General features: G+C 69.5%; 25 protein-coding genes and 1 tRNA gene. 11 read left to right on the top strand and 15 right to left on the bottom strand.

The features are described from left to right. Positions 1-4: 4 nt before the first annotated feature. Genes NBW76_RS00720 through NBW76_RS00710 form a run of 3 tightly spaced genes read right to left on the bottom strand, consistent with a single transcriptional unit; the run spans position 5 to position 3,247 of the window. Positions 5-1,681 carry an AMP-binding protein gene (locus tag NBW76_RS00720; protein ID WP_304438616.1) on the bottom strand — a complete coding sequence of 559 codons (1,677 nt, stop codon included), beginning with the start codon at positions 1,679-1,681 and terminating at the stop codon, positions 5-7. A gap of 31 nt (positions 1,682-1,712) precedes the next feature. Then, positions 1,713-2,798 (bottom strand): dipeptidase, encoded by a 1,086-nt coding sequence (locus NBW76_RS00715; protein ID WP_082481015.1) that lies wholly within the window; start codon positions 2,796-2,798, stop codon positions 1,713-1,715. Between the two features lie 32 nt (positions 2,799-2,830). Further along, the gene (locus tag NBW76_RS00710; protein WP_056551986.1) at positions 2,831-3,247 is read right to left on the bottom strand and encodes a hypothetical protein; all 417 of its coding nucleotides are present in this window, start codon (positions 3,245-3,247) and stop codon (positions 2,831-2,833) included. An 83-nt stretch (positions 3,248-3,330) separates the two neighbouring features. On the opposite strand from NBW76_RS00710, the gene NBW76_RS00705 reads away from it, so the two are divergent. Both NBW76_RS00705 and NBW76_RS00700 read left to right on the top strand, forming a co-directional pair. Beyond that, positions 3,331-4,479, top strand: a complete 1,149-nt coding sequence (locus NBW76_RS00705) for a MalY/PatB family protein (protein WP_056551983.1) — start codon at positions 3,331-3,333, stop codon at positions 4,477-4,479. A gap of 16 nt (positions 4,480-4,495) precedes the next feature. Then, entirely contained in the window at positions 4,496-5,341 is an 846-nt protein-coding gene (locus NBW76_RS00700) for a hypothetical protein (RefSeq protein WP_056551980.1), read from the top strand. 4 nt (positions 5,342-5,345) lie between these two features. Here NBW76_RS00700 and NBW76_RS00695 read toward each other — a convergent pair whose 3' ends face one another. Continuing rightward, positions 5,346-5,975: a nucleoside/nucleotide kinase family protein gene (locus NBW76_RS00695; protein WP_235492842.1), complete on the bottom strand. Its 630-nt coding sequence runs from the start codon at positions 5,973-5,975 to the stop codon at positions 5,346-5,348. 94 nt (positions 5,976-6,069) lie between these two features. Between NBW76_RS00695 and NBW76_RS00690 the strand changes: the two genes are divergently transcribed. From NBW76_RS00690 to NBW76_RS00680, 3 genes are all read left to right on the top strand, one after another. Beyond that, on the top strand, positions 6,070-6,411 hold the full coding sequence (locus NBW76_RS00690) for a PadR family transcriptional regulator (RefSeq protein ID WP_056551975.1): 342 nt from the start codon (positions 6,070-6,072) through the stop codon (positions 6,409-6,411). Next, positions 6,408-7,394 carry a permease prefix domain 1-containing protein gene (locus tag NBW76_RS00685; RefSeq protein WP_056551972.1) on the top strand — a complete coding sequence of 329 codons (987 nt, stop codon included), beginning with the start codon at positions 6,408-6,410 and terminating at the stop codon, positions 7,392-7,394. Before NBW76_RS00690 ends, NBW76_RS00685 begins: the two co-directional genes overlap by 4 nt. Positions 7,395-7,437: 43 nt before the next feature. Then, positions 7,438-7,524, top strand: a tRNA-Ser gene (locus NBW76_RS00680). A gap of 258 nt (positions 7,525-7,782) precedes the next feature. Here NBW76_RS00680 and NBW76_RS00675 read toward each other — a convergent pair. The 11 genes from NBW76_RS00675 to NBW76_RS00625 form a co-directional block, all read right to left on the bottom strand. Continuing rightward, positions 7,783-8,583: a hypothetical protein gene (locus tag NBW76_RS00675; RefSeq protein WP_056551969.1), complete on the bottom strand. Its 801-nt coding sequence runs from the start codon at positions 8,581-8,583 to the stop codon at positions 7,783-7,785. A 5-nt stretch (positions 8,584-8,588) separates the two neighbouring features. Next, a complete protein-coding gene (locus NBW76_RS00670) occupies positions 8,589-10,835 on the bottom strand; it encodes a site-specific integrase (RefSeq protein WP_056551966.1) in 2,247 nt (748 codons plus the stop codon). 924 nt (positions 10,836-11,759) lie between these two features. Beyond that, positions 11,760-11,954 (bottom strand): hypothetical protein, encoded by a 195-nt coding sequence (locus tag NBW76_RS00665; RefSeq protein ID WP_055961325.1) that lies wholly within the window; start codon positions 11,952-11,954, stop codon positions 11,760-11,762. A 102-nt stretch (positions 11,955-12,056) separates the two neighbouring features. After that, positions 12,057-12,551 (bottom strand): GNAT family N-acetyltransferase, encoded by a 495-nt coding sequence (locus NBW76_RS00660; protein WP_056552128.1) that lies wholly within the window; start codon positions 12,549-12,551, stop codon positions 12,057-12,059. 19 nt (positions 12,552-12,570) lie between these two features. Beyond that, entirely contained in the window at positions 12,571-12,783 is a 213-nt protein-coding gene (locus NBW76_RS00655; RefSeq protein WP_156364630.1) for a hypothetical protein, read from the bottom strand. A 115-nt stretch (positions 12,784-12,898) separates the two neighbouring features. Beyond that, on the bottom strand, positions 12,899-13,750 hold the full coding sequence (locus NBW76_RS00650) for a hypothetical protein (protein ID WP_056551961.1): 852 nt from the start codon (positions 13,748-13,750) through the stop codon (positions 12,899-12,901). A 66-nt stretch (positions 13,751-13,816) separates the two neighbouring features. Then, positions 13,817-14,467, bottom strand: coding sequence for a thioredoxin domain-containing protein (locus NBW76_RS00645; protein WP_056552125.1), 651 nt, complete (start codon positions 14,465-14,467; stop codon positions 13,817-13,819). A 34-nt stretch (positions 14,468-14,501) separates the two neighbouring features. Further along, on the bottom strand, positions 14,502-15,413 hold the full coding sequence (locus NBW76_RS00640) for a cation diffusion facilitator family transporter (protein ID WP_055961315.1): 912 nt from the start codon (positions 15,411-15,413) through the stop codon (positions 14,502-14,504). Next, complete coding sequence (locus tag NBW76_RS00635) at positions 15,413-16,141, bottom strand: cation diffusion facilitator family transporter (protein WP_056551958.1); 729 nt, start codon at positions 16,139-16,141, stop codon at positions 15,413-15,415. The genes NBW76_RS00640 and NBW76_RS00635 overlap by 1 nt, the downstream gene beginning before the upstream one ends. Beyond that, on the bottom strand, positions 16,138-16,497 hold the full coding sequence (locus tag NBW76_RS00630; protein ID WP_055961309.1) for a helix-turn-helix transcriptional regulator: 360 nt from the start codon (positions 16,495-16,497) through the stop codon (positions 16,138-16,140). Before NBW76_RS00630 ends, NBW76_RS00635 begins: the two co-directional genes overlap by 4 nt. Before the next feature lie 71 nt (positions 16,498-16,568). Then, the gene (locus NBW76_RS00625) at positions 16,569-17,255 is read right to left on the bottom strand and encodes a DUF4396 domain-containing protein (protein ID WP_235492840.1); all 687 of its coding nucleotides are present in this window, start codon (positions 17,253-17,255) and stop codon (positions 16,569-16,571) included. A gap of 141 nt (positions 17,256-17,396) precedes the next feature. On the opposite strand from NBW76_RS00625, the gene NBW76_RS00620 reads away from it, so the two are divergent. The 6 genes from NBW76_RS00620 to NBW76_RS00595 all read left to right on the top strand — a co-directional run bounded on the left by NBW76_RS00620 (position 17,397) and on the right by NBW76_RS00595 (position 22,009). Beyond that, positions 17,397-17,849, top strand: coding sequence for a hypothetical protein (locus NBW76_RS00620; RefSeq protein WP_156364628.1), 453 nt, complete (start codon positions 17,397-17,399; stop codon positions 17,847-17,849). Positions 17,850-17,928: 79 nt separating this feature from the next. Then, entirely contained in the window at positions 17,929-18,510 is a 582-nt protein-coding gene (locus NBW76_RS00615) for a DUF305 domain-containing protein (protein WP_235499084.1), read from the top strand. Positions 18,511-18,580: 70 nt separating this feature from the next. Then, positions 18,581-19,399: an exo-alpha-sialidase gene (locus NBW76_RS00610; RefSeq protein WP_156364627.1), complete on the top strand. Its 819-nt coding sequence runs from the start codon at positions 18,581-18,583 to the stop codon at positions 19,397-19,399. Beyond that, the gene (locus tag NBW76_RS00605; RefSeq protein WP_308200642.1) at positions 19,396-20,163 is read left to right on the top strand and encodes a DUF3152 domain-containing protein; all 768 of its coding nucleotides are present in this window, start codon (positions 19,396-19,398) and stop codon (positions 20,161-20,163) included. Before NBW76_RS00610 ends, NBW76_RS00605 begins: the two co-directional genes overlap by 4 nt. Before the next feature lie 206 nt (positions 20,164-20,369). Beyond that, positions 20,370-21,338 carry a GNAT family N-acetyltransferase gene (locus NBW76_RS00600; RefSeq protein WP_156364626.1) on the top strand — a complete coding sequence of 323 codons (969 nt, stop codon included), beginning with the start codon at positions 20,370-20,372 and terminating at the stop codon, positions 21,336-21,338. Between the two features lie 11 nt (positions 21,339-21,349). Further along, positions 21,350-22,009, top strand: a complete 660-nt coding sequence (locus tag NBW76_RS00595; RefSeq protein ID WP_055965983.1) for a DUF4396 domain-containing protein — start codon at positions 21,350-21,352, stop codon at positions 22,007-22,009. Positions 22,010-22,017 lie beyond the last annotated feature (8 nt).

Below are 22,017 nucleotides of genomic sequence, written 5' to 3'. Positions count from 1 at the left end.
CGGGTCAGAGGCCCAGCAGTGCGCGGGCGTCCTCGCGCATCTGCACCTTGCGCACCTTGCCGGTGACCGTCATCGGGAACTCCTCGACCACGTGCACGTAGCGCGGCACCTTGTAGTGCGCGAGGCGTCCGGTGCAGAAGTCCCGGACGGCCTCCACGGTGAGCGGCTCGGAGCCGTCGCGCATGCGCAGCCACGCCATGAGCTCCTCGCCGTACCTCGCGTCGGGCACGCCGACGACCTGGGCGTCGAGGACGTCGGGATGCGTGATCAGGAACTCCTCGATCTCGCGCGGGTAGATGTTCTCGCCGCCACGGATCACCATGTCCTTGATGCGTCCGGTGATGCTCAGGTAGCCGTCGTCGTCCATGACGGCCAGGTCCCCGGTGTGCATCCAGCCGTCGGCGTCGATGGCCTCGGCCGTCTTCTCCGGCTCCTGCCAGTAGCCGATCATCACCGAGTACCCGCGCGTGCAGAGCTCGCCGGCCGTGCCGCGTGGCACGACCTCGCCCGTGGCCGGGTCGACCACCTTCGTCTCGAGGTTCGGGTGGACCCGACCGACGGTGCTCACGCGTCGTTCGACGCTGTCGTCGGTGCGGGTCTGCGTGGAGACCGGCGACGTCTCGGTCATGCCGTAGCAGATCGAGACCTCCTCGGCTCCCATCCGCTGGATGACCTGCTTCATGACCTCCACGGGGCACGGCGAGCCGGCCATGATGCCGGTGCGCAGGGCCGACAGGTCGTGGTCGTCGAAGGACGGGTCGGCGAGCATCGCGATGAACATCGTGGGCACGCCGTAGAGCGACGTGCACCGCTCCTCGGCGGCCGCGCGCAGGGTGGCGGCGGGGTCGAACATCGGCGCCGGGACCACCATCGTCGCGCCGTGCGAGGTGGCCGCCAGGTTGCCCATCACCATGCCGAAGCAGTGGTAGAAGGGCACGGGGATGGCGATGCGGTCGTCGGACGTGTAGTGCAGCAGCTCGCCCACGGCGAAGCCGTTGTTGAGGATGTTGCAGTGCGAGAGCGTGGCGCCCTTGGGGAAGCCGGTGGTGCCCGACGTGTACTGGATGTTGATCGGGTCCGTGGGGTCGAGGGTGGCCTCGATCGCGTCGACGTCGAGGTCGCTCGCGCGGCCGGCGTCGAGCAGCGCGTCCCACGAAGGGGTGCCGATGAGCAGCACGTCGGTGAGGCCGGGGTGGTCGGGACGGACCTCGTCGATCATGTCGGCGAACGAGCTGCCCTTGAGCTCGGGGACGGCAACGATCGCGCGCATGCCCGACTGGCCGACGACGTAGCCCAGCTCGTGCGCGCGGTAGGCGGGGTTGACGTTCACGAGCACCACGCCGAGCCGGGCCGTGGCGTACTGCACCAGGGTCCACTCCGCGCAGTTCGGTGCCCAGATGCCGACCCGGTCGCCCTTCTCGATGCCGAGCGACGCGAGGCCGCGGGCCACCACCTCGACGTCGGCGGCCAGCTCGCGGTAGGTCCAGCGTCGGCCGGTGGCGCACTCCACGAGTGCCTCGGCGTCGGGCACCCGCGCGACGGTGGCGGCGAGGTCGGCGCCGATCGTGGTCTCCAGCAGCGGCACCTCGGCGCTGCCTGCGGTCTGGCTGAGTCGCTGGTCCATCGTGTCCCCCCACGTGCCGGCCGACGTGACGTCCGAGCCGGGTGTGTCCTGGCTCACGTCGAGTCTGCCACGCGCTCGGTGGGACGACTCAGGACGTCGCGTCGAGCACCCGCAGCACGTTCTTCCCGGTGAGGCGGGCGAGGTCGTCGGCCGACCACCCGCGCCGAGCGAGCGCGTCGAGCAGGACCGCGTGACCGGTCACGTCCCCCATCGCCTCGGGGAAGAGCTCGAACCCGTCGTAGTCGCCGCCGAGTCCCAGGTGGTCGACGCCGACGACCTCGCGGGCGTGCTCCACGTGCGCGACGACGTCGTCGACGGTGACCCGCGGCATGGGGCCGGCGTCGGTGGGGTCGACCTCACGGTGGGCGAACCAGGCGCCGAAGTCGGCGTTCACGAACGGCGGCACGTAGGTGACCATGAGGACGCCACCGTTGCCGGGGAGCCGTTCGAGGACGTCGTCGGGGACGTTGCGCGGGTGGTCGGTGACGGCCCGGCACGAGGAGTGGCTGAAGATCACCGGCGCGGTGGTGACGTCGAGGGCGTCGTGCATCGTCGTGGCCGCCACGTGGGACAGGTCGACGAGCATGCCGAGCGCGTTCATCTCGCGCACCACGTCGCGGCCGAAGTCGGTCAGGCCACCGTGCTCGGGCTCGTCGGTGGCGGAGTCGGCCCACGGGGTGTTCTCGTTGTGGGTGAGGGTCATGTAGCGCACGCCCAGAGCAGCGAGCTGTCGCAGGACGGCGAGGGAGCCGTCGATGCTGTGGCCGCCCTCGGCGCCGAGCAGCGACGCCAGGCGGGCCGAGGCCCACGACTCGCGCACGTCGTCGCCGGTGCGGCAGAGCGCGAGCCGGTCGGGGTAGCGCGCGACGAGCCGGTGCACCCAGTCGACCTGCTCGAGCGTGTACGTGACGGCGTCGGCCCCGCGCTGGGAGCAAGGTGCGTAGACGGACCAGAACTGGCCGCCGACCCCCGAGCGACGCAGCCGGACCAGGTCGGTCTGGAACGCCGGGTCCTCGCCCGCTGCCGCGCGGTCCAGGTCGAGCCCGTCGACGGAGTAGCCGGCGCTCTCGCGCATCTCCCAGGCGAGGTCGTCGTGCCCGTCGATGAGCGGCGCGATCGCCACGGCCTCGCGGGCTGCCGACTCGGTGAGCAAGGATCCGAGAACGTCGTCCATGGGACCACGGTAGACAGCGCGACGGCCCCGGCTCAGCCCCCGGGGCAGGTGTTCGAGCCGCCGCTGAACGCCACGCAGCCGTTCGGCTCGCCCGACGGCGGATCGGGTGCCGTGCGGTCGCGCCAGTCGCGCGCCACGGCTGGGCCGATGAGCAGCACGGGCACGAGCGCCAGCGCCACCGCGACGCCCAGTCCGAGGGCGGCGGCGACGCGTCGGTTCACCAGGGCCGCGAGGAGCCCCATGGCCGGCAGCACGGTGGTCAGCCCGATCGCCACGGTGGCTCCCACGAGGACGCGCGTCTCCTCCGCCGGACTGAGCCCTCCGCCGAGGGTGAACCCGGTGGCGACGGCGTAGGCCCAGGCCGCGAGGCCCGCGACCCAGGAGACCCAGGCGAGCGCGAACCCGCGCCTGAGCCCGCGGTCCGTCGACGTCGGGCGGTGCTGCGCCACGGTGCCCCCTCGGCTCGGTCGAGCCGACGGTCCCCCAGCCCCGACCGGGTGTCAAGGTCCCGGGGGAGTGGCACGCTGGCCGCATGCACCCGCTGCACGAGCTGACCCTGACTGACTTGCGCCGCCGCACGAGCATCAAGTGGACGATGCACGACCCCGACGTCATCCCGATGTTCGTGGCCGAGATGGACGTGCCGCTCGCCGAGCCCGTGGCGCGTGCGCTGAGCGACGCCGTGACCCGCGGCGACACCGGCTACCCGCAGCCGCGCGTGTACGCGGAGGCCCTCGCCGACTTCGCCGCCGACCGCTGGGGCTGGACCGGGCTCGACCCGGCACGCACGCTCGCCGTCGCCGACGTGATGGTCGGCATCGAGGAGGTGCTGCGGCTCACCGGCGCCGCCGACGTGCCGGTCATCGTGAACCCGCCGGTCTACCAGCCGTTCTTCGACGCGGTCGGTCACGTGGGCCGACCGCTGGTGGAGGTGCCGCTCGGCGACGACGGGCGTCTCGACCTCGGCGCGCTCGCCGCCACGTTCGCCCAGCGCCCCGGCGCCACCTACCTGATGTGCAGCCCGCACAACCCCACTGCCGTCGTGCACACCGCCGAGGAGCTGGGCACCGTTGCTCGGCTGGCGCACGAGCACCGGGTCCGGGTGGTCGTCGACGAGATCCACGCGCCCCTCGCCCCCACCTCGGGGCGGGACGTCTTCGTGCCCTACCTCTCCGTGGACGGCACCGATGACGCCTATGCCGTGCTGTCGGCGTCGAAGGCCTTCAACCTCGCGGGCGCCAAGGCGGCCGTGGTGGCCGGGGGTGCGGCCACCGCCGACGAGATCGCCTCGGTGCCGGAGATCGTGAGCCACGGTCCGAGCCATCTCGGCACCCTTGCCCACGTCGCGGCGCTCACCGACGGCCGACCCTGGCTCGACGCCCTCCGCGCCGACATCGCGGAGAACCGGGCGCTGCTCGGTGACCTCGCGGCGGAGCACCTCCCGCGCGCCGGCTTCCTCGCCGGCCCCGGCACCTACACGGCTTGGCTCGACCTGCGCCCCTACGCCCTCGGCGCGGATCCTGCTGCCGTGCTGCTCGAGCGGGCCCGCGTCGCGCTCGCCTCCGGCCTCGCGTTCGGCGGCTCGTCCGGTGTCGGTGACGGTCGCGCGCGCCTCACGTACGCGACCCCGCCCGACGTGCTGCGCGACGTCTTCGGCCGGCTCGGCGCCGTGCTCGACTGAGAACGGGGCTCGACCTATGGCGCAGTTCGTCGCACCGGCCGCCTGGGGTGCGCGCAACGGGCCAGGCATCGTCCGCCGCGCCCTCGACGCCGGGCGCACCTGGCGGGCGGTGCTGCTGATGCTGGGCACGACGCTGTTCTCGTCGCTCTTCACCGTCGTCTGGGCGGTCACCGTGGCCATGGGACGCCCGCTGCTCTCGCTGGTCTTCGGCCTCGCGTGCTGGAGCGGCTGGGTGGTGGCCGTCGACGTGGTGGGGCGGTGGATCCGTGCGCCGCACGCCGACGACGGACCGGTGCTCGCCACGGCTCCCTCCGGACGTCCCGCCACCGCATGGCTCCGGCCGGGGTGGGCCCTGGCGCGACCGTGGGCCGTCGTCGCGGCGTTCTCGATCGTGGTGGTCGGCGAGGGCGTGGCCTGGGTGCTCGGGGACAGCAGTGCCTGGACGCTCCTGGGCGCGGGGTTCGTGGTCCTCCTGCTCGTGCCGAACCTCTGGATGGCGCGGCGCGGGGTGCAGGCGGGTGGGCTGTTCCTGACGGCCGAGGGCGTCGAGCACGTGTGGGGGCCGGCGTCCACGCGGGTGTCGTGGGAGTCGCTCGAGATCGTCGACCCGCTCGGCCTCGAGCGGACACCCGGCCTCGAACGAGTGCGACGAGGGGAGTGGTGGTGCGTGGACACCACGGACCGCAGCGGTCGTGCGATCCCGATCCCGTCCGCCTACCTGGGCGACCGCACCGACGTGCTGCGCCGCCTGCTGATCGACCACGCCACCCGGCCCGCGCAACGCCACGCGCTCGGGACGAGTCCGTCGCTCGAGTGGGCGGCGACCGTGGCGGGGCTCCCTGGTCGGACCGCACCCGGCTGAGCGGTCAGGGCGACGGGACGACGAGGTCGGCAGTCCCGCTCCGGGCCAGCACCCGCCGCGCGTTGGGCTCGTCCACCTCGTCGACCCACGCCTGTGCCGCCTCGCGGGTCTTGCCGTGCTTGACGTGGCGGTCCACGAGGCGCGACCGACGACGACCGTCGTCGAGGTCGACGAACCAGACCTCGTCCAGCTCGGCGCGCACCGCGGGCCACGGGTCGGCGTCGTCGAGCAGGTAGTTGCCCTCGGTCACGACGACACGGTGCGACGGTGCCACGGTGATCGAGGCGGCGATCGGCTGCTCGAGGTCCCGCTCGAAGCCAGGGGCCAGCACGTCGTTGCCGGTCTCGGCGCGCAGGCGTCGGAGCAGGTTCAGGTAGCCGTGCGCGTCGAACGTCTCCGGAGCGCCCTTGCGGTCGAGCAGGCGGCGTTCGGCGAGGGCGAGGTCGGCCAGGTGGAAGCCGTCCATCGGCACGCGCACGGCCGGCCAGCCGTCGGCGGTGAGCCGGTTGGCCAGCCGCTTCGCGAGCGTGGACTTGCCGCTGCCCGGGGCGCCGACGACGCCGACCAGCACGCGGGGTCCCGCAGCGGCGTCGGCCAGGCGGGTGACGCGCGCGGCGAGGTCGTCGAGGTCCACGTCCGGCATTCTCCCGCATCGCTCACCGGCAGCCGTCCGAAGCACGATGATGTGTGATCTAGACATACTGTGTGTCACACAGTAATGTGACGGCATGACCCGGGCCGACCACCTCCGCACCCACCTGCAGGAGCTGCGCCGCGGCACCGTCGTGGTGGCCAGCCTCGCCGCCCTGCGCGAGCCCGGCTACGGCTACGGCCTGCTGCAGACCCTCGCCGACGCCGGCTTCAGCGTCGACGCCAACACGCTCTACCCGCTGCTGCGGCGTCTCGAGGACCAGGGCCTGCTGACGAGCGAGTGGGACACCACCGAGTCCCGGCCCCGCAAGGTCTACCGGACGAGCCGCGACGGCGAGCAGCTCCTCGCCGCGCTGCTGGCCGACCTCGACGCCGTACGCACCTCCATCGAGTCCCTCACGGAAGGGCATCTGCCATGACCACCCAGACGACCACCCTGACCGACCGCTACGTGCACGCCGTGCTGCGCTCGGTGCCCGAGGACCGACGCGACGACATCGGCCGCGAGCTGCGAGCGTCGATCGCCGACATGGTCGAGGCGCGCACGGACGCCGGCGAGCCCGAGGCCGGCGCGGAGCGTGGTGTGCTCACCGAGCTCGGCGACCCGGGCCTGCTCGCCGCGCAGTACGCCGACCGACCGCTGCACCTGATCGGCCCGCGCTACTTCCTCACCTACTGGCGCCTGCTGCTCAGGCTGCTGGCCTGGATCCCGGCGACGGTCGCGGTCGTGGTGGCGGCGGTCAGCCTGATCACCGAGCCCGACGCGGCGTCCGCGATCGGCGACGGCGTGGCGGCTGGGATCCAGGTGGCGCTGCACGTGGCCTTCTGGACGACCCTCACGTTCGCGATCCTCGAGCGGGTCGACATCGACCCCGGCCTGCCGGGCTGGACCGTCGACTCCCTGCCCGAGGCGCCGCAGGAGCGCGACGTCTCCCTGGTCGACACGGTGGCGTCGATCGTGTTCATCGCCTTCTTCATCATGGTGCTGATCGGCCAGAACTTCCGCAGCTGGGTACAGGGCCCTGACGGCGACGACGTCGCGGTGCTCGACCCCGACCTGTGGTCCGGCTGGCTGCCGTTCCTCATCGGGGTGCTCGTGCTGAACATCGCGCTCGAGGTGTGGCGCTACCGGGTCGGCCGCTGGACGTGGCCGCTCGTGGGTGCGATGGCCGTCGTGTCCGCCGCGTTCGCCCTGCCGGTCGCCTGGCTGGCGTGGGACGAGTCGCTGTTCAACCCCGCCTTCGTCGACGCCGTGGGCATGAGCTCGCAGGTGCTCGAGTACGTGAACCTCGGCATCGTGGTGGGTGCGCTCGTGACCATCGTCGCCGAGGTCGGCGACGCCGCGTGGAAGGCCCACAAGGCGACCCCGCTGACCTCCGGCACGGCCCCGATCGCCCGCTGACCTCGCTGCGGTCGCCCTGCGGTGGTCCGGTAAGGTACCCCGCGGTGGCGTGTCCGAGCGGCCGAAGGTGCATCACTCGAAATGATGTGTGGGGTCAAACCCACCGTGGGTTCAAATCCCACCGCCACCGCCGAGGGGTACTTACACAACTGTGCCCTAGTAAGTGACGAAACTCCGCCCCAGATGTTGATCTGGGCGGAGTTTCGTGCTTTCGGGAGCTTCTTGGCACTGGTTGGCGCCGGCAGTCGCTGTGTTGGCCCGTGCGATTGCGTCGAGAGCGGGCTCGTCTCGGTCCCTAGCCTTTGCTCAGCAACACGTGTAGCCCTCGGGCCAAGGGCCGTCGGGCTGGGTCGTGCGGGTCGTCAGGTTGTGCAGGTGGTCGCCGCGTTCAGGCGGCTGTTTGGTCCTCGCGGGGAGGGCCGGTGGTCGCTTCGGTGAGGGGCAGGCCGTCAGCTCCGGCTTCGATGAAGCCGTGGTCCGTGAGGTCCACCTTGGTGAGTGGGTCGGCCGTCCATCCGTTGCGCTTGGCCCAGCTCAGCAGGACCCTGAGGTTGGAGGCCGTGACTTGGAGGGCGAGGAGCAGCGTGGTGCGGATGAGTCCGGTGTGGAGGGTCCAGCCGCGCTTGATGCCGCCGCCGTCTGATGCCTTGAGCAGGCCGAAGCTCGACTCCACGCGGCTGCGCCGGGCGTAGGACTCGATCCACTCGTCGGAGCCCCAGTACAGCTCCTGGCGAAGCTTGAGACCGACGTTCTCCGAGACCGTGATGGTCCTCTGACGACAGGCCTTGGGAATGGGCTGCCCGGCGGGGTGGACGCACTCGGGTGTGTCGGCGGGCAGGTGGAGCGACTCGGGGTAGCCGGCGCAGCGGAGCTTTCCCGCTCTGGCGGGCGACTCGTACCGGTAGTTGCCGCCGGCAGTCTTGCCGTGGCGCTCGAAGCGGTAGGTGGCGCGCTCGGCAATGAGTGCGCGGAACTTCGTGACCTCAGCGACGAGCGCCGCGCGCTTGGCCTTCTTGCGCTTCGTGGCGTTCTTCCGTGCCGGTCCCACGGAGAGGTTGGTCGGTCGGGCGATTCGTACCAGGTGGTCAGGGATGGACGCGGCGTGCGGCCAGCCGTCGATCATGACGTAGCCGTCCGTCGGGTGGGGGCGAGCGCCACGGTCGTTGTCGTGCATGTCCATGACCTGCATGACGCCTAGGTCCGACAGGACCTTGGCCCAGTTCTCGACGACGGAGAAGGAGAACGCTCGGTCCGAAAGGATCTCGGCGATGGGGTTGGGTGTGAGGTGGCGCGCCTCGATGACGTCGACGGTCTCCTGCAGGCCGTCGGAGTTGGCCGGGAGGATCCCAGCGCGAGCGCCACATCATCGTGATCGGCCGGTGGGCAGTACTGGAGCAGGTCGGTGAGCGTGCGTGCCGAGCGCAGGCCCGCGGCTTGGAGAAGGTCGGCGAGTGCGACAGGTGAGCTCATGACAGCGACCAGCCAGGTGTGCCGGAGCCTGGCGGTCTTGATCGTGTAGGTCTTGCCCTCGGCCTTCGCGCGACCCACCACTCGCGAGACCATGTTGATGGTGGTGGCGACGTCCGACACCACCAGCGCGTCGCCGCTGAGGCCATGCGCATCGTGGGCTGCGAGAGCGCGTTCCAGCAGCGGCACGTAGGCGGTCCGCACGGGAACGGTGCGTGACCGGTTGCCGCTACCGGCGACGGTGACGACGGTGATCTGGGTGCCGGCCACCATGACGGTGCTGATGTGGCAGCGACGCACCCCGCGCAGGTCCTGGGCGTCCAGCCCGGCGCCGAGTGCGAGCGCGAAGACGAACGCGAGCCTGCGTTGGGACTGCAGGCTTGGCTGGTGCCATGCCAACCGGACGAACTCCTCGCACTCGGCCTGCGTGTAGGGGGCGCCAACCTCCTGGTGGGACAACGAGACGGGTGCGCGGTGCGGGTGAAGCTTCTTGTTGATGCGTCGAAGCACTGACCGGGCGCCGCTCCGGGACGCGTCGGACCACGACGACGCAGCCAGGTAGGCCTCGATGGTGTCGGACTCGAACATGCCGTTCAGGTCGAGTGGGCGCTTCGGGTCGCGGCTGCCGCGGGTGGCGTGCCAGTAGAGGAACGGGCTCACGTTCGCGCAGATGTTCTGGGCGTTGCGGGAGCTGCTGGGCTGGTAGGCGTAGACGAGGCGCTCGGCCACGTCGCGGTTGGTGTCCCACACGCCGCGCTGTGCCTTGAAGAGCGGGACGTACCTGGCGACCGCCGCACGTACGTCGTCGCTGACGGCAGACGAATCGGGAAGAACGGCGCGCGTTCCTTCTTCCTCGACGGTCGCTGCCCGCGTGGCACGTGCGTGGGCGTCGGTGGCCGCGGCGAGAAGTGCACGGCGGGACTTGGGTGCCTTCGAGACCGGAGAGGATCCGGCTGCGGAGGAGGTGGTCACGGTTACCCCCAGGGGATGGTCGCTTACCTCGGCCAACGCCACCAGAGCGTCGGCACCCCAGACCGTGCTGCCCGCCATGCCCTGTGCAGTGACATCTCGGGCTTCGGCGATGTTCTGCGCGATGTAGTCCAACGTGAACTTCCCGACCAGCGGTGGCTCGGCCAGGCGCCGCGCCGCTGCGAGGGAACTGACCGGCACCGGGAGCATCACGAGCGATGCCAGGAACGGGTCGTAGACCTTCGACCGGCTGCGAAGCGGGGCGTCGACCGGGACGGTTCCTTGGGCGCGCCCTAGCGCGAGCAAAGTCTTCTGGTGGTGGGCTTTCGCGTGCTGGCTCTTGAACGGCGTCCGTTGGATGTGGGCTGTGATGTTCTTGACCGTCACCAGCTCGTCCAGGACCGGGGTAGTCGTGCCGCTCCAAACGCGGACGTCGCATAGGAAACCCACCAACGCGCTGACACGTTGATCAACGGCGTCGATGGTCGTCGGCATCGAAGCGGTCACCAGAGTCCATACCGCCGGTCCGGCCAGCTTCCACTTCGCCCCGTCGAGCCGACGAGGCGTGTACTGCTTGATGCGCTGGCGGACCTTGGTGGCGGCCTGTGCCTGAGGCGCGTTCGGGACCGGTGGGAAATCGAAGGTCGGGCTGGTCGCTGTCAGGTCTAGGACGGCTCGCTTCGGAGCGAGCTTCTCACGCACGCCGATGGCGCGCGCAGACGTGCCCAGGGACTCGATGCGCGCGCGTCGGGTGGACTTCGCGCCGAGGCTGGGGTCGGAGTACGCGTCACGGATACGGCCCTCCGTCAGCAGCACGGACAGGTCTGGAGTCGTGGATCGGTCCCATTCAGATGGGCCCGCCAGATACCCGACGAGGTTCTGCAGCTGAAGACGAGCCGCGTTGACCGTCTGCGGTTTCGCGGCCAGGACACAGTCGCGGACGATCTCGCCTGCGAGGGCCCAGGCTGCTGCGTCAAGCAGTCGCGGCTTGTACGCCGTCACCATCCGGCTTACTTCGTTCGGAACCCTCCCTCCAGACGGAACGGGGCCTGCGCCAGGGGTGGGTGTGAGCTCTCCGGGGAATTCGTTCATGACCGGACTCGTCCCGGACGTCTGACGCTTCTCAATCGCGCACGGCCGAAAGCGGACGAACTCTGCGCTGGAGCATCAGCCGAGTTTGTGCGGCCGAGTCACTGCGCCCACCGGTCGGACGACGGCTTGCTGTCCGCCGCTGAGCTACTGGAGTAGGAAGAGTTGCTAGGTCCAGTCCGACAAGCCGTCAGGGCGGCACCCGCTGCTGCACGGGGCTTGGAGCTTGCCGTTGCCGGGGATGTGAAGAACCTCTTGTAAGCCACGGGAATCCGTCGCTTCAATGTCGTGCCTCGACCGAGCGACGGTGGCTCGTCCACGCCCAGGTCTGGAAGGGGGAGCCCTCAAGTGCGGACCGTCGCGAGGGTAGGTACCGCTCACCCCACGGCGCGATGTCGATCTGCGCGCCGCTGGACCGCTCGACCGCCACGGCGCGGGTCGGAGACCAGCACCTGCTCCGGGATGTGGCCGGACAGCAGAGCGGCGGGTTCAGTGAGCCAAGCCCAGGTCATCCATGGCGACAGTCCAGCGTCCCGGAGGAGGGCTACGTGTGGAGACAGTTCGGGTCGTAGGTCGCCGGTATCCGTGAACTGGAAAGCCGGGTAGACGGGACCACCGGCGTCAACGAGGACCAAGACGGCGCTTCCTTGGCTCCGCGCCCAGGCTGCGGTGGTGGCGATGCTGGAGTCGTCCCGACGGGACCGCAGCGCTTCGAGGTCCAGTGCACCGGACTCAAGCAGACGCGCCTGGAAGTCACGAAACGCTTGGTGCCACTTCTCAGTCGGGTCGGTCACCGTTCCATCGTGGCTCCGGCCACCGACAGACTCAGTGGACACGGACTCAGCTCAGGACGGTGGTGCCGCCATCGGGCCGGTACTCGACCATGCGTCCGTCCTCGTCTAACGCGACGGTCGTGATGCCCCTCGCAGCGAGGATGTCGCCGAAGTGGGCCTTTTCCACCGCACGGACGATCGCCTCGCCGATGGCGTCGTTCTTGGCCAGTTCTGCGCCACTTCTGCGCGGGACAACGCTCATGCGTTCAGTCTGCTCCTGTGCCGCTCGCGGATCCAGAGGCCTGCAGTTGACGCACCTCACGTCTCGGCAGCAGCTTCGCGCTGGATGCACGCGGCACTACGTTCAGTCGCTGCCCGTGACTGAGCTTCGGCGTTCGACCAGGACCGTGTCGCGCCAGCGTCCGGCCGCCGGGCCGACGGTGGCTTTGGCGACGCGTTCGCGGATGCCGATGGTCCGGAACCCATGGCGTTCGTGGAGCTTGAGGCTGGCGGTGTTCTCGGTGAAGATACTGGACTGGATCGTCCAGATGCCGGCTTGTTCGGTCGAGGTCGTGAGCGCGCCGAGCAGCAGCCCTCCGATGCCGGTACCGCGGACACCAAGTGCGACGTAGACCGAGTGCTCGACCACGCCGGCGTACACCGCACGTGCGGACACAGCCACGCACGCGGCCCAGCCCACGACCGTCCCGTCAGGTGCCACGGCGACGAGGCGGTGGTCGACCAGCCGGGAGCTGTCGAACTGCTCCCATGTGGGTGCTGTCGACTCGAACGTCGCATGGCCCGCTTCGATGCCAGCAGAGCAGATGCGCTCGACGTGTGGCCAGTCCTGCACGGTCATCGGCACCACCACAACGTCTTCAGCCGCTGGTGCCATCGTGTCCACCTTCCTCGCCCAGATGCTGGCGTCCCAGTGCGGTGATGGCAACGACCTTGTCGACCGCACGCACCAGGTCCAGGTTGTCCAGCTTCCACAGGCTTTGCGACACCATGGACGGCAACGCCTGGACGACCAGCGGTCGCAAGGAAGGGTCCCGGTCCTTCCAGCAGTCCGCTATCTGCGCGGCGGTCATCGGCCCGCACTCGGCCAACGCCTCGAGCACCGCCGCCGTGACGAGGTCATGAGGCCGGCGATGCGTCCGAAGTGCTCGTGGTCGCGCGATGTCGCCGAGCTGCGGGCTGTGGGTGTCACAGGCTGGGTCGACCCAGCGTGATGAGTTCGGGTGCGGCCGGCGCACCGCAGCAGCCGCCGTCGGCCGCAGCTTGGTCGTCGAACGTCCCTGCACCACCGCAGACGCCGGTGTCGGGCAGGGTGAGCTCGACTCGGGCGGCGGCTTCGTGGTCGCCTGCGATGGCTGCTGCGACCGAGCGCGTCTGCTCGAACCCGGTCAACGCCACAGCCATCAGTGCTTCCACGGCCTTGGCAGCTGCGAACCGCCTGGACAGCGCTTGGGTGAGCGCCGCCAGCCCCAGTGGGATGGCGATCAGCACGATGAACGCGTGCAGGAACGGTCCGGGCTCGACGATGTCGGCCAGGTCGGACCCGACGAACAGGTACAGGTAGACAGGCAGCAGCACCAGCTGCAGGAGCATCAGCAGCGGTGCCGCGGCGACAAGGCGGTCCTCCGCTCCCCCGGCCAAGCCGGAGAACACGATGACGTAGTCGATGCACGGGGTCAGCAGGACCAGCAGGACCCCGACCAGCACGGCCTGGTCGTCGCCCAGGAACTGGATCAGACCCCACACGACCAGAGGCCCGGCGAGGAAGTTCAGACCGAGCACGGCCCCGAGGAGGCGGACGTCGCGGAAGCTGGCAGCCATGTCCAGGAACGGGACCTGCAGGAACGTCGCGAACAGCAGCGCAGCAAGCACCGGTTCGATCGCGTGCTCCAAGGACGCCCCCGCACCTTCGGGTGCGGCGAGTCCAAAGGCGACTGCTGCTGCGATGGCAACCAGGTACAGGGCGATCTGGTGCTTCTCGGCGGCATGGACCGCGCGCTCGAGCGATGACGCGGTCGCGTCCGGACGGCTCATGCTCATGCGTTCACGCATGAACCGACGTGCGCCGGGGCAGCGGTGCGACCTGTAAGAAGGTTCACCGGTGTCCTACTTCGCGAGGGCGCCGTCGATGGCGTCGATGAACTCGTCGGTCGTGGACGGGGTCAGGGGTTCGCCGTTGAGGAAGAACGACGGTGTACCGGTGACGCCGAGCCGCTCCCCGTCTGCCACGTCCTTGGCAACGCGCGCTGCGACATCGCGGCTGGCGACGTCGGCGTCGTACTGAGCCATGTCGAGGCCGAGCTCCTGGGCGTAGCTGCGGAACAGGTCGGCCTTGGAGTCTTGGGACTCGCCCCACTCGGCCTGGGTGTCGTACATCCGCTTGTACATGTCCTCGAGCTTGCCCTGACGGGCGGCGGACTCCACCGCATACGCGGCGTTGTTCGCGTTCGTGTGACTTGGGATCGGGAAGTAGCGCAGGACGAACGTGACCTGGCCGTCGTACTGCTCGCGAAGCTGCTCGACGAACGGGTACGCGGCACGGCAGGCCTCGCACTCGAAATCGAGGAACTCCACGAGCGTGACCTTGCCGTCGTCGGCGGTGTCGAGACGGTGACTGTCAGCGCGAACGGTGATGTTCTCGCGTTCAGTGGCGTCGGCGGGTTCGGTGCCGGCGAGGTTCTGGTACACGAACGCCCCGCCGAACAGGGCTACTGCGATGAGCCCGAACAGGATCGCGATCTTGGTCTGTCTGGTCATGCTCTTCATCGGTCGTCTCGTTCCTGGGTGTGGGTCACCAGTCGATCTCGTGGCACTCGCGTGCTGCGGTGCGTTCGACCTGGAGGGTGGCGTGCTCGATGGCGTAGGTGGTCTTCAACGTGGTGCGGGCGTGTTCGAGGATGCGGGGGAACTCGTCGGTGTCGTCGGCGACGAGGTGGGCGGTGGCCACGTTCATGCCCGACGTGAGGACCCAGATGTGCAGGTCGTGGACGTTGGTGACTCCGGGGATGGCGGCCAGGTCGTCAGCGACGGCGTCGATGGCCATCCCTTCTGGGACGTGCTGGCCCAGGACGGCCAGGACCTGCCGGCCGAGGATGACGGCGCGGACGGCGACGAACGCGCCGATGGCCACGGCGACGACCGTGTCCCACCATGCCTGCCCGGTGGTCGCGATGAGGATGCCGGCGGCGACGACGCCGACGGACCCGGCGGTGTCGGCGACGACCTCGAAGTAGGCGCCCTTGACGTTCAGGCTCTCCTTGGACCCGGCCCGCAGCAGGAGCATCACGACGATGTTGACGACTAAACCGAGCCCGCCGACCACGACCATGGGCCCCGAGGAAACGTCGGGGTCGCTGCCGATGCGGCTGATGGCCTCGATGACCACGTAGACCGACACTGCCAGCATCAGCAGGACGGTCAGGCCGGACGCGAAGACCTCGGCCCGGTAGGACCCGAACGAGCGGCGGCCGGTCGTGTCCTTGCGGGTCGCGATCTTGGTCGCGGCCAATGCCGCGCCTAGGGCGACGACGTCGGCTGCCATGTGGCCGGCATCGGAGATCAGGGCCAGTGAGTCCGCGAGCAGGCCGTAGACGAGCTCGACGACGAAGAACGTTGCGATGAGGCCGAAGGCGATGGCCAGCTTGCCGCGGTAGCGGGCTCCGGCGTGTCCTGCCGGGGGCCCGTGGCTATGCCCGGATCCCATCAGGGCTTGCTGTCTGTGCCGAGCTGCAGGACCTGGGGTTCGGCGGCCGGTGCGCAGCAGTGGTCCTGGCAGTCGGTGCAGCCGCATCCGGCGTTGTCGTCGCTGTCTCGGCTGATGGGTGAGCAGCAGCCGTCGCCGCGCCATGCCTCGAGTCCTTCACGCACGGCGACGCCGGCGATGATGAGCCCGGCGATGGGATCAGCCCACGACCAGCCCAGCGTGGCGTTGAGGACCAGACCGACCAGGAGCACCGCGGACAGGTACGTGCACAGCAGGGTCTGGGTGCCGTCGGCGACGACCGCGTTCGAGCCGAGGGCCTTGCCGGTGCGGCGCTGCGCGTAAGAGATGAACGGCATCACGACCAGCGACACCGCTGCCAGGACGATGCCCACGGTCGATGGGTCGGACTCGGCGCCGGTCAGCAGGCTGCGGATGGACTCGAACCCGACGTAGGCGGCCAGGGCGAAGAACGAGAACGCCAACAGTCGCAGCGCCTGCTGCTCGCGGGACTCCGGGATTCGGTGGGAGAACTGCCACAAGATGATCAAGCCGCTTGAGACCTCCACGACCGAGTCCAGGCCGAACCCGACCAGCGCCACGGAACCGGCCACGACGCCAGCGGTGATGGCAATGACGGCCTCGACGACGTTGTACGTCACAGACAGGCCGGCAAACATCTTGGCGCGACGTCCGAGGCGCTGCTTGGTTGCCAGATCGAGGGTGCTCATCGGTTGACTCCGTAGGTCGGGCACAGGGTGACGGCGAAGCCGGTCAGGTCCAGCAACGTCTCGGCCGCTGCCAGCAGCTGGGTCGTCGCTTCTGGGTGGGTGACGCTGAACACCGACGCTCGGCCTTGCGGTCGGGAGGTGACAAGACCGCACTCCTTCAGGCAAGCAAGGTGCTTGGAGACGGTCGACTGGGCCAGGCCCAGGTGCTCGGTCAGCTCAACTACCCGGTGCTCGCCGGACAACAGGTGCTGCAAGATCACCAGGCGCGAGCGGTCACTGAACCCGTGAAAGAGGCACGCAGCAGCGGTCAGAGGCTCTTCGGCTGTCGCAGCGGCTGTATCCAATGTCATCGTCATGCGGCGATGATAGCGCAGTCTGGTGAGCTCCGGGTAAGGTCAAGGCGCCGACGGGCGGACGCCTTGGTGGTTCAGCGGTCGAGCAGTCCGGCACTTGCGGCCGAGTGCGAGTCATTTCCCGCTCCGAGGTCGTCAGCGATCGACACGACGAGTCCGCCGAGCATGAAGGCGACGATGACCGCGACCAGGGCGTTGGTCGGGATGGACGGGATGAAGCGCCGGAACCCGGTAGCCGCGGGGGCGGCCTGGTGGTACTCGTGCGTCAGAGCGTGGCCCTTGCCTCGCTGGAGCAGGTACCGGTTGACCGGGTAGGCGGCGAAGAACGCCACCGTGAGCGAGATCATCATCCCCACCCAGAACAGCACGTTGACCAACCCGGCGTCCATGGCGCCGGGGATGACAGCCATGACCAGGTTGTCCACGACTTCCATCGTCGCGATGGACAGCGTGTCCGCGGCCAGCACCACGCTCAACGCAGCACCCACTCCCAGGCCGGCCTTCACCAGCGGCAGCGAGGACAGCGAGAAGCCGAACACGAACGCCAGCGCCACCGAGATGACGATGGTGACGCCGTTGGACAGGCCCGCCGCGGTCCCGATCATCAGACCAAGGATCTCTCCGATGGCGCACCCGGTCAGGCAGTGCAGTGTCGCGCTGGCCGCCATCGAGTTCACGCCACCCCCATGACCGCTGTGCCCCGCGTCGCCGTGGCCGGTGTGGTCCATGTCGTGGTGGTGGTGTGTGCCGTGCTGGTCCATCGCGTCCTCCTGAGCCCTTTGTCTGGTCACTCAAGCATACCCCCGGGGGGTATAGGTCTCTGGTGGCGAGTGTTCGAGACCACGATGGCCTGTTCTCGTTCTGTCGGGCCGGTTGGAGCGCGGGTCCGTAGGATGAGGCTGATGTCGTACACCGTTGCACGCGTGAGAGCGTCCGTCGGCCCCCGGTGGCTGATGGCGCTGCTGGCGCCTGCGCTGATCCTGGGCATCGTGTTGATGCACAGCCTTCTGCTCGAGCCGGCGTCCGGTGGCGGGCACGACGCTCACGCCCAGATGGCTTCGTCGGCGACGCCGGCGCATCACTCCGACGTCGCACAGGTGGCCATGGTGGCCGCTCCGGACGGCGGCGATCCGATGGGTCAAGGCACCGAGGGCGGCATGGCCGACTGCAGCGGCTTGATGGCGATGTGCCTGGCTCTGCTGGTCTCGTTCGTCGCGTTGATCGGGTGGCCCCGTGGGGTGTTCCGGTGGGTGCTGTGGCAGCGCCCGCCGCCGACATCGGTACGGCTAGGAACGCTACGCAGTGCGTTCGAGGCCATGACGGCGCGACAACGCACCACTGTCATCCGCTGCTGACAGGCAGCTTTCGGCGTGATCCTGCGGGTTCACGCCGTTCAAGCGACCCCTGTCGAGCAGACCCCAAGGAGAACAGCTCGTGCGTACCCGAATGAAGGTGGCGACCCTGGTCGCCGTGGCGGCAGCAGCCCTGACCGCCTGTTCCAGCAGTGACGACTCGTCGGCCGATGCCGACTTCAACAAGGCGGACGTCTCGTTCGCCCAGGACATGATCCCGCACCACCGCCAGGCCACCGAGATGGCAGCGTTGGCCAAGACCCGCACCGACACCGCCGCAGTGCTGGAGCTTGCCGCGGACATCGAGGCCGCCCAAGGCCCGGAGATCGACACGATGACCGGCTGGTTGAACAAGTGGGGCAAGGACGTCCCCGCCGAGGGCGACGACATGGGCGGGATGGACCACTCGAACATGGGTGGCGACTCCAGCTCGATGCCGGGCATGATGAGCGACGACCAGCTGGCCGAGCTCGAAGCGTCCTCCGGCGCGGGGTTCGACCAGATGTTCTTGACCATGATGCTGGCGCACCACGAGGGTGCGGTCCAGATGGCCAAGGCTGAGCAGAGCGACGGCAAGAACGCCGACGCGAAGGCGCTCGCGGGCACGATCCGCAAGGACCAAACCGCCGAGATCGCCACGATGCGGGACCTGCTCGGTTCCTAGGAGCCGACACCTCGGCCCGCGCTCACCCTGGCAACAGGGTGTGGGCGCGGGTCGGACGGTCAACGACGCCATGACTCACACACACCTTCCCGCTCGGGTCGGCGCGACAGCGCTGACCCTGATGCTCACCTTGCTAGCTGCCTGCTCGCAGCCAGCCCAAGACGCCCCGACCGCTCTAGCGTTCGGGCACGTCCACGGCCTCGGCCCCAACCCAGCAACCGGCGAGCTGTGGATAGCGACCCACGACGGCCTGTTCACCCTCGACGACGGCAACCCCCAACGGGTCGAACAGGCCCCGCACGACCTGATGGGCTTCACCGTCACCGGTCCCGACCAGTTCGCCGCCAGCGGACACCCCGCAACCGCCGGCGCGACCAACCCGATGGGACTGGTCACCAGCAGCGACGCCGGCCGCACCCTCGACCCGATCAGCCTGACCGGGCAGGCCGACCTGCACGCCATCGACACCACCGGAACCAGAGTCGTGGCCTACGACGCGGTCACTCAGACCGTTGTCGAGTCCACCGACAACGGACGCGCCTTCACCCCGCTGGCGCAGCTGCCGGCCATTGACGTGGCAATCGGCCCAGACGACAGCGTCTTGGTCACCGGCGCCAACTACACACTGGGGCAGGTCATTGGCGGTCAGACCGAACGAGTCAGCACTGCGCCGCCGCTGGTCTACATCGACGGCGACACCACGCTGGCCGGGATCTCGCCGGCCGGGCTCGTGTGGTCCTCGGTGGACGGTCAGACCTGGAAGGGCCGCGGCGAGCTGCCCGGACAGCCGCAAGCGCTGACGGCCAACGACGACGCCTGGTACGCCGCCACCACGACCGGCATCTACGAGAGCACCGACGACGGGGCCACCTGGAAGGCCATGCTGTGAGCGGCGCTCGGCGGCGCCACCCGACCAAGAGTGAGCTGACGGTTCGGCGGCTATCGGTAGCCGTGGCCGCACTCGCTGCGGCGACGTTGCTGGTGGCCGCCGGCGTCGCAGGCCGGACGGCACCGCCACGTCCCGACCCCGCCGCCCGGATCGCCCCCTCCCTCAGCACACCACCAGCCCCCGCAACACCTGCCACCAAGGCGCCAGAGCCAGCCGCGGCGAGGCCAACGCCAGCCCCTGATCCCACGACCGTCCCCAAGGCGGCCGACGGCACGTTCACCGCGGCCACGAGCACGGGTGAGCGCGTGGGTGAGGCCGGCACCGTCATCACGTACCGGGTGGAAGTTGAGGACGGGCTTGGGCTGAAGCTCAGCCGGTTCACCCGCGCCGTCGACGCCACCTTGGGTGACCGACGGGGCTGGACCGCCACCGGCGAACGTTCGTTCCGTCGCACCCCAGACGCGGCTTTGCGTGTGGTGCTGGCCAGCCCGGCGACGACCGATCGCCTGTGCGCGCCGCTACGCACCCGGGGTGAAGTGTCGTGTCGCAACGGCAACGACGTGGTCATCAACGGCAAACGGTGGGTCCAGGGCGTCGACTCCTACGACAACCTGGGCAAGTACCGCCAGTACGTCATCAACCACGAGGTCGGACACGCCCTCGGGTTCAACCACCAACCATGCCCTGCGCCTGGCGCCAAGGCACCGGTCATGCTCCAGCAGACCCTGGGCCTGGACGGATGCGCGGCGAACCCATGGCCATGACCTGCGACCCACGCCCCGGGTCCCTGACCCCGAAGGACTTCACCCTGGACTCAGCGTCCACACGAGCGGCCTCCGTCCACACGACAGGACGCTTTGGGAACCACGATCTCGTCCTGCGGCCGCCACAGCTTCTGGACGGCCCAAGTTGGCGCCACACGTGTCTGCGCGAAGCCGACCGCCTCCAGCCGTCGATCGGGTCTGCGGACGTGGACTGGGACGCGTCGGTGTCGCTGACCTCGTGGGCCGACAAGGTTGCCGCTCAGCGGGCCGCGGCACGCGCCGGGCGGCTGGTCCCTCTCGTCCTGGTCAACGGTGGCGGAGATGTCCTGGGCGAGATCTCCTTCGCCATCGACCCCCGCACCGGTGTCGCCGAGCTGTCGATCTGGTTGTCCGCGAACACATCAGCACCAGCACGCGCGTGGGCGTGGCGCACCGCCCTGACCCACGTGGTCGGGCTGCCGGCCACCATCCACGGCGTCGTCGCACCCGTAGCAGTCACCAACCCAGCCCCGGGGCGGATGCTGACCGAGCTCGGCTTCACCCGACGCGCGACCGCCAACCAGCTTCGCCCGTACGACGGCGTCCCGACCGACCACGACATCTGGTGGCTCCCCCGCACCACATGGGTCGAGACGGCGCCTAGCCCGCCGACGCGAGTGGCCGGCCGGGCACGGGTGGCGACGCTCTCTGCGTTCGCCCCGATGTTGTTGCCGTTCGCGCGAGTGGCCGTTCGACGCGGCCGACGGGTCCTGCACCGCTCCACAAAACCATCGGCCCAGCTTCCACATGCCCACGAGCACGGGGTGCGTCTACCCCACGACGGCTTCGGGACCGTCACCATAGACGGCTCGCCCGCCGGAGTCGCGGACATACGGCACGACCACGGGTCATCAACGCTCGAAGTCTGGACCGACCTCAAGGACCTCGACACCGCACACCGAGTAGCCCAGGCACTACAAGATCTCGCGGACACCACAGGCGCACGGCGCCTGGCATGGAGCGTCCGACCTAGCTCAGTCGAGCAGGCCGCAGCAACAGCCATCGGGCTCGCCCTCGAGGGGCACACGTCGCCACCGGTGTGGGCTCGCGACGACCCGCACGAGCTGTGGGCTCGAGCGCAGAACCGACCACACCCCACCCCAACCGCCACCAACCCTCAACCGAAGGAACCCTGATGAATATGAACATGACCAACAACGTCCCGGACTGGCTCACACCCATCGCCTGGGCGTTCATCGCCCTTGCGGTGCTCAGCGCAGCTCTCATCGCCATCGACATCTACGGCCGTGGACGCCGGCACCGCACCGTCGCCACCGAGGTCGTCTGGGTGTGCTCTGGTCTCTACCTCGGACCCGCAGCACTATGGCTGTACTTCAAGAGCGGTCGAGCTCCTGCCCGCACCGGCCACGTCGACCGCGACTCCGCAGCGTCGGCGGCGAGCGTCAGCCTGCCCGGCGGGGCGGCCAGCGCCGTTGCGCACCTCGTCGGAGTGCCCCTGGTCCTGGCCTCGGGCCTGACCATCGCGGGCATCGACCTGTGGGTCATGCTGCTGGTCATCGGGGCACTGGCCATCGTGCTGCTGTTCACGTTCGAGCGAACCGCCGCGACAGGGTTGAGCGTCGGCGCCGCAGCAGGCGCAGCGGTGCTGACCGTGCTGGCGTTCGACATCGGCATGGCCGGCTGGATGCTGCTGCTGCACTTCAACGAGTACATGCCCCCCGCTTCGGAGGGGTCGTTCTGGTTCCTCATGCAGATCGGCATCGTTCTCGGCCTGGCCACCGGCTACCCGGTCGCCGCGGTCCTGGCACGCCGCAACGGTGCCGCCACAGCAGCCATCACGCGGTAGACACCACG

This window comes from Aeromicrobium sp. Leaf245 (genome assembly GCF_942548115.1).
Taxonomy (GTDB): Bacteria; Actinomycetota; Actinomycetes; order Propionibacteriales; family Nocardioidaceae; genus Aeromicrobium.
The sequence above is the reverse complement of the archived record's forward strand: the minus strand, read 5'-3'. Positions and strand labels throughout refer to the sequence as shown.